This is a genomic window from Rhodococcus sp. ENV425, from assembly GCF_002887785.1.
GTDB classification, from domain to species: domain Bacteria; phylum Actinomycetota; class Actinomycetes; order Mycobacteriales; family Mycobacteriaceae; genus Rhodococcus; species Rhodococcus aetherivorans.
Genome location: NZ_PCZU01000054.1, coordinates 10678 through 17028, shown reverse-complemented (window position 1 = coordinate 17028; position 6351 = coordinate 10678). Strand labels below are relative to the sequence as shown.

The window sequence follows — 6351 nt, the reverse complement described above, 5'->3', positions numbered from 1 at the left end:
CCGACGAGAAGCCGCGCGCCGAGGAGAAGACCGAGGAGAAGGCCGAGCCGTCCGACGGCGGTCGGCGCGAGCGCGGTCAGCGCGACGGCCAGCGCGACCAGCGCGACGGCCAGCGCGACCAGCGCGACCAGGGGGAACGCCGCCGCGAGGACCGTGGTCAGGGCCCCCGTCAGGACGGCCGCGACGGCCGGGGTGGCGAGGACGACGAGGACGGCCGCGGGCGCCGCGGGCGCCGCTTCCGTGAGCGTCGTCGCGGACGTGACCGCGGCGAGGCCGGCGGTGACACACGCGAGCCCGAGATCCGCGAGGACGACGTCCTGCAGCCGGTCGCCGGCATCCTCGACGTCCTGGACAACTACGCGTTCGTCCGGACCTCCGGGTACCTGGCCGGCCCCAACGACGTGTACGTCTCGATGAACATGGTGCGCAAGAACGGCCTGCGCCGGGGCGACGCCATCACCGGTGCGGTCCGCGTGCCGCGCGAGGGGGAGCAGGGCAACCAGCGCCAGAAGTTCAACCCGCTGGTCCGGCTCGACACGGTCAACGGCGGCGACGTCGAGGCCGCCAAGCGCCGCCCGGAGTTCAACAAGCTCACCCCGCTGTACCCGAACCAGCGGCTGCGGCTCGAGACCACCCCGAACATCCTGACCACCCGCGTGATCGACCTGATCATGCCGATCGGCAAGGGCCAGCGTGCCCTGATCGTCTCGCCGCCTAAGGCCGGCAAGACGACGGTGATGCAGGACATCGCGAACGCGATCACGACCAACAACCCCGAGTGCTACCTCATGGTCGTGCTGGTGGACGAGCGGCCCGAAGAGGTCACCGACATGCAGCGCTCGGTCAAGGGCGAGGTCATCGCCTCGACCTTCGACCGGCCGCCGTCGGACCACACGTCGGTCGCCGAGCTTGCGATCGAGCGGGCCAAGCGGCTCGTCGAGCAGGGCCGCGACGTGGTCGTCCTGCTCGACTCGATCACGCGCCTCGGCCGCGCGTACAACAACTCGTCGCCGGCGTCGGGCCGCATCCTCTCCGGTGGTGTCGACTCGACCGCCCTGTACCCGCCGAAGCGGTTCCTGGGCGCGGCTCGCAACATCGAGAACGGCGGCTCGCTCACCATCATCGCCACGGCCATGGTGGAGACGGGTTCGACGGGCGACACGGTGATCTTCGAGGAGTTCAAGGGCACCGGCAACGCCGAGCTCAAGCTCGACCGCAAGATCGCCGAGCGGCGCGTGTTCCCGGCGGTGGACGTCAACCCCTCCGGTACGCGCAAGGACGAGTTGCTGATGAGCCCCGACGAGTTCGCGGTGGTGCACAAACTGCGCCGCGTGCTCTCCGGTCTGGACTCGCACCAGGCCATCGATCTGCTCATCGACCGGCTCAAGAAGAGCAAGAGCAACATCGAGTTCCTCCTGCAGGTCTCGAAGACGGCACCGGGAGCGCTCGACGACTGATCGCCGCGGCAGCGGCGCCGCATGCCCGGGGGCGGAATTTCTTCCCCCGGGCATGCGTTTGGCATAATCGAACAGCTCAGTCCGGTCCCGGTTCACGTCTCCGATCCGCGGAGGCGACCCGGCGGCCACGAAAGGGACACCATGAAGGCAGGAATCCACCCGAACTACGTGACGACCACCGTCGTCTGCGGTTGCGGGAACACGTTCGAGACGCGCAGCACCGCAGAGTCGGGACGGATCACCGTCGAGGTCTGCTCGCAGTGCCACCCGTTCTACACGGGCAAGCAGAAGATCCTCGACACCGGCGGACGCGTCGCCCGCTTCGAGGCCCGCTACGGCAAGCGCGACACCAAGAAGGCTGCTGCCGACAAGTAGCTGTCTCGCCGACGCCCGGTTCTGTCTCAGCCACAGACCGGGCGTCGGCCTTTTTCCATCCCGATCCGGGCGCGGCACGGATCGGCACGACGGACGAGTGGAGCGAATCACATGGCGGGGCAGACCAAGCCGTCGGCCATCGACGACATCCTGGCCGAACACGCCGGTCTCGAGCAGCAGCTGTCCGATCCGGCGCTGCACAACGACCCGGCGACGGCCCGCAAGGTCGGCAAGCGGTTCGCCGAGCTCGCTCCCGTCATGGCCACCTACACCAAGCTGCGGGCCGCGCGCGACGATCTCGAGGCCGCGCGTGAGCTCGCCGCGGACGACGCCGCCTTCGCGACCGAGATTCCCGCCCTCGAGGAGCGGGTGAGCGAACTCGACAAGGCCCTCACCGACCTGCTCGCCCCGCGCGATCCGCACGACGGCGACGACGTGGTGCTCGAGGTCAAGTCGGGGGAGGGCGGTGAGGAGTCCGCGCTGTTCGCCGCCGACCTCGCCCGCATGTACATCCGGTACGCCGAGCGCGCCGGCTGGCGCGTGGAGGTCCTCGGCGCGACCATCTCCGACCTCGGCGGTTACAAGGACGCGACGCTGTCGATCAAGTCGAAGAGCGATGTGCGCGACGGCGTCTGGTCGCGCCTGAAGTTCGAGGGGGGCGTGCACCGCGTCCAGCGTGTCCCCGTCACCGAGTCCCAGGGCCGGGTGCACACCTCGGCGGCCGGCGTGTTCATCTACCCCGAGCCGGACGAGGTGGAGGAGGTCCAGATCGACGAGTCGGACCTGCGCATCGACGTGTACCGCTCCTCCGGCAAGGGTGGTCAGGGCGTCAACACCACCGACTCGGCGGTGCGCATCACGCACCTGCCCACCGGCATCGTCGTCACGTGCCAGAACGAGCGGTCCCAGCTGCAGAACAAGGCACGGGCGATGCAGGTGCTCGCCGCGCGGCTGCAGGCCGCGGCGGAGGAGGCCGCCGAGGCGGAGGCCTCCGCGGGCCGGGCCAGCCAGGTGCGCACGGTGGACCGCTCCGAGCGCATCCGCACCTACAACTTTCCCGAGAACCGGATCACCGATCACCGCATCGGCTTCAAGGCCCACAACCTCGACGGTGTGCTCGACGGCGACATGGACGCCCTGCTCGACGCCCTGGGCAAGGCCGACCGGGAGGCCCGGCTCGCCGCGGAGTGACGCCGTGAGCCGGGCCCCGGGCGGCTACTGCGCGGTCTCGCCGGGTTCGTCGCCCGGATCGTCGTCCCCGGGCACCTGCGAGATGTCGATGCCGGGAAGCAGGAAGCAGCTCTCGCCCTTCGCGTTCTGATGCGGTCCCCACACGGCGGACACGACGGTGCCCGGCCCGGTGTTCAGCAGCGCGACCGGGACGTCGCTGCTCTGCGGTGTCGCGGTCAACGAGGCGCCCCCCGTCTGCCAGGTGGCCGTGTTGACCCAGCCCACCTGACCGTTCTGCGCCTTCTGCTCGCCGACGGCGAAGAACAGCCGACCCTCCTCGAGGGCGTCGCTGTCCGTCTCGGTCACGCTGTGGATCGGCGCGACGTAGCTGCAGAGCAGCGGCGTGGGTTGGACGTCGATCGGCGATGCGGAGGCAAGTCCGGGCGCTGCGAGGCTGCCGGCGGCTCCGAGCGCGACGACGGCCGCTGCCCGAACCGCGAATCCCGACTTCGTCACAGGAAGATCCTTCCGAAGTTCCGTAGTGCTGCCTGACACGGACGATCTCGATCATGCCGCAGACCGGATGCGTGACCTGTCCGTTTCCGTGTGGTGACCGGCATGGCAGTCTGTACGCCGTGACTCGTCAACCCCTGCGCCTGGCGATCCTCGAAGCGGTGTCGGTGCTCGAGGAAGCCGGTGTCCCCAGCCCGCGTGTGGACGCCGAGCTGCTCGCCGCGCATCTGCTCGGCATCGAGCGCACCCGTCTCGGGCTCGTGCCGCTCGTCGACCCCGCCATGGTCGACGCGTACCGCGCGATGATCGCGCAGCGTGCCAAGCGGATCCCGCTGCAGTACATCACCGGCAGCACGGGGATGGGGGAGATCGACATCGAGGTCGGCCCCGGCGTCTTCGTCCCGCGGCCCGAGACCGAGCTGCTGCTGGCCTGGGCCCTGGCGTACCTGGAAGGACTCCAGGAGCATCCGCCGGTGGTGCTCGACCTGTGCACCGGCTCGGGCGCCCTCGCGCTGGCCGTTGCGCACGCCCGGCCCGACGCGGTCGTCCACGCCGTCGAACTCGAGCCCCACGCCCTGGCCTGGGCGCGGCGGAACGCGGAACGCTGCGCGGCGGCGGGGGACACGCCGATCCTCCTGCATCAGGGCGACGTGACGGACCGCAACCTGCTCACCTCGCTCGAGGGCCGGGTCGACATCGTGGTGTCGAATCCGCCCTACATTCCCGAGGGCACCGACCTCCCGCCCGAGGTGATCGAGCACGACCCGCACTCGGCGCTGTTCGGCGGTCCCGACGGGCTGTCGGTGATCAAGCCGATGGTGTCGAACATTGCCCGCTGGCTGCGGATCGGCGGTGCCGTCGGCGTCGAGCACGACGACACGAACGGTGCCCAGGTCGCGGAGCTGTTCGCGCAGCGCCGCGTGTTCGGTGACGTGACCGAGCACCCCGATCTGGCGGGCCGGCCGCGGTTCGTCGTCGCCCGCCGGGTGCCGACCGACGTGGAGGCGCGGCGCGGCGGATCCCAGGGCGGGACGGGTGTGTGATGCCGGACACGTTCGCGGCAGTGGAAGGATGAACCCGTGAGCACCGTCTACGACTGCAGTCGCCCCGATTCCCGCGCCGCCGGTCTGACCGCCGCCAAGGGTGCGCTCAAGGCCGGACGGCTCGTCGTCGTGCCCACGGACACGGTGTACGGGATCGCGGCGGATGCCTTCGACAGCGATGCGGTGACCAGTCTGCTGCGCGCCAAGGGCCGGGGCCGGGACATGCCGGTGCCGGTGCTGGTCGGCTCGTGGAACACGATCGACGGCCTGGTGAACACCGTTCGTCCGCAGGCGCGGGAACTCATCCGTGCCTTCTGGCCCGGCGGTCTCAGTCTCGTTGTGCACCAAGCGCCCTCGCTCGCATGGGACCTGGGGGACACGCGCGGCACCGTGATGCTGCGCATGCCGTTGCACCCCGTTGTGCTCGAGTTGCTGCGCGAGGTGGGCCCGCTGGCCGTGTCGAGCGCGAACGTCTCCGGCCGTCCGCCGGCCACCACGGTGGACGAGGCGCGCACCCAGCTCGGCGGGTCGGCGAGCGTGTACCTCGACGGCGGACCGGCCGAACACGCCGTCGCCTCCACCATCGTCGACCTGACCGCCGACCGGCCCCGCGTGCTGCGCGAGGGCGCCGTGGCGGTCGAGGACATCGCGGAGGTGCTGGGCGAGGACCCGGCGCAGCTGCGTGCCGGCGGGGAGTGACGGCGGGGACCGGGCGAAGTGACTGCCGCCGACACGGCATCCCTGGTGCTGGCCCAGTCGGGCCGCGGCGCCGGCGTGCCCATCCGTGAGCTGCTGCTCGTGCTCCTCACCGCCGCGGTCGTCACCTTCCTCTCGACCGGGGCCGTGCGGATCGCCGCGATCCGGTTCGGTGCCGTCGCGGTGCCCCGGGACCGCGACGTGCACGTCCAGCCGACGCCACGGCTCGGCGGCGTCGGCATGTACATCGGGCTGGTGGCGGGCCTGCTGTTCGCCCAGCAGCTGCCGGCGCTGACCAGAGGCTTCGAGTACACCCCCGACATGGGTGCGGCGCTGGTGTCGGGCACCATCATCGTGATCGTCGGGATCATCGACGACCGTTGGGGACTCGACGCCCTGACCAAGTTCGTCGGGCAGGTCACGGCGGCGGGCGTGCTCGTCGTGATGGGCGTGAGCTGGATCGTCATCTACGAGCCGTTCGGCGGCAGCACCCTCATCCTCGACCAGTTGCAGGCGGGGCTGTTCACCGTGCTGGTCGCGGTGGTGATGATCAACGCGATGAACTTCGTCGACGGCCTCGACGGGCTCGCGGCCGGCCTGGGACTGATCGCAGCCGTCGCGATCTGTGCGTTCTCCGTCGGGCTGTTGCACGACCAGGGCGGCGACGTCAGCGCGTATCCGCCCGCCCTGATCGCCGCGGCCCTCGCCGGCGCCTGCCTCGGCTTCCTGCCGCACAACTTCCAACCGGCCCGGATCTTCATGGGCGACTCCGGATCGATGCTGATCGGCCTGATGCTGGCGGCGACCTCGACGAGCGCGTCGGGACGCATCCCCCTGGCCGCCTACGGCACCCGCGACCTGCTCGGCCTGCTCTCCCCGCTGATCCTCGTCGGGGCTGTCATGTTCATCCCCATTCTCGACCTGCTGCTGGCGATCGTCCGGCGCACCCGGGCCGGGGTCAGCCCCTTCAGTCCCGACAAGATGCACCTGCATCACCGGTTGCTGCAGATCGGGCACTCGCACCGCCGGGTGGTGCTGCTGATCTACCTGTGGGTCGGGGTGCTCGCGTTCGGGGCCGTCGGCTCCTCCCTGCTCGA

At 70.5% G+C, this 6351-nt stretch carries 7 protein-coding genes; 6 read left to right on the top strand and 1 reads right to left on the bottom strand.

The window, feature by feature from the left end; genetic code table 11:
• The 3 genes from rho to prfA form a co-directional block, all read left to right on the top strand.
• Window positions 1-1457: transcription termination factor Rho (rho, locus tag CQZ88_RS04255; protein WP_258008438.1), on the top strand; the 1457-nt coding region annotated here is incomplete at its 5' end.
• Window positions 1458-1598: 141 nt separating this feature from the next.
• Complete coding sequence (gene rpmE / locus CQZ88_RS04250; RefSeq protein ID WP_006944378.1) at window positions 1599-1832, top strand: 50S ribosomal protein L31; 234 nt, start codon at window positions 1599-1601, stop codon at window positions 1830-1832.
• A 111-nt stretch (window positions 1833-1943) separates the two neighbouring features.
• Window positions 1944-3023 carry a peptide chain release factor 1 gene (gene prfA, locus CQZ88_RS04245; protein WP_006944377.1) on the top strand — a complete coding sequence of 360 codons (1080 nt, stop codon included), beginning with the start codon at window positions 1944-1946 and terminating at the stop codon, window positions 3021-3023.
• Window positions 3024-3047: 24 nt separating this feature from the next.
• Here prfA and CQZ88_RS04240 read toward each other — a convergent pair whose 3' ends face one another.
• Window positions 3048-3518 carry a hypothetical protein gene (locus CQZ88_RS04240; protein ID WP_006944374.1) on the bottom strand — a complete coding sequence of 157 codons (471 nt, stop codon included), beginning with the start codon at window positions 3516-3518 and terminating at the stop codon, window positions 3048-3050.
• A gap of 119 nt (window positions 3519-3637) precedes the next feature.
• Between CQZ88_RS04240 and prmC the strand changes: the two genes are divergently transcribed.
• From prmC to CQZ88_RS04225, 3 genes are all read left to right on the top strand, one after another.
• Complete coding sequence (gene prmC / locus CQZ88_RS04235) at window positions 3638-4558, top strand: peptide chain release factor N(5)-glutamine methyltransferase (RefSeq protein ID WP_029542938.1); 921 nt, start codon at window positions 3638-3640, stop codon at window positions 4556-4558.
• A gap of 36 nt (window positions 4559-4594) precedes the next feature.
• On the top strand, window positions 4595-5257 hold the full coding sequence (locus tag CQZ88_RS04230; RefSeq protein ID WP_029542940.1) for an L-threonylcarbamoyladenylate synthase: 663 nt from the start codon (window positions 4595-4597) through the stop codon (window positions 5255-5257).
• Window positions 5258-5275: 18 nt separating this feature from the next.
• A partial coding sequence (locus CQZ88_RS04225; protein WP_258008437.1) for an MraY family glycosyltransferase occupies window positions 5276-6351 on the top strand: 1076 nt, incomplete at its 3' end.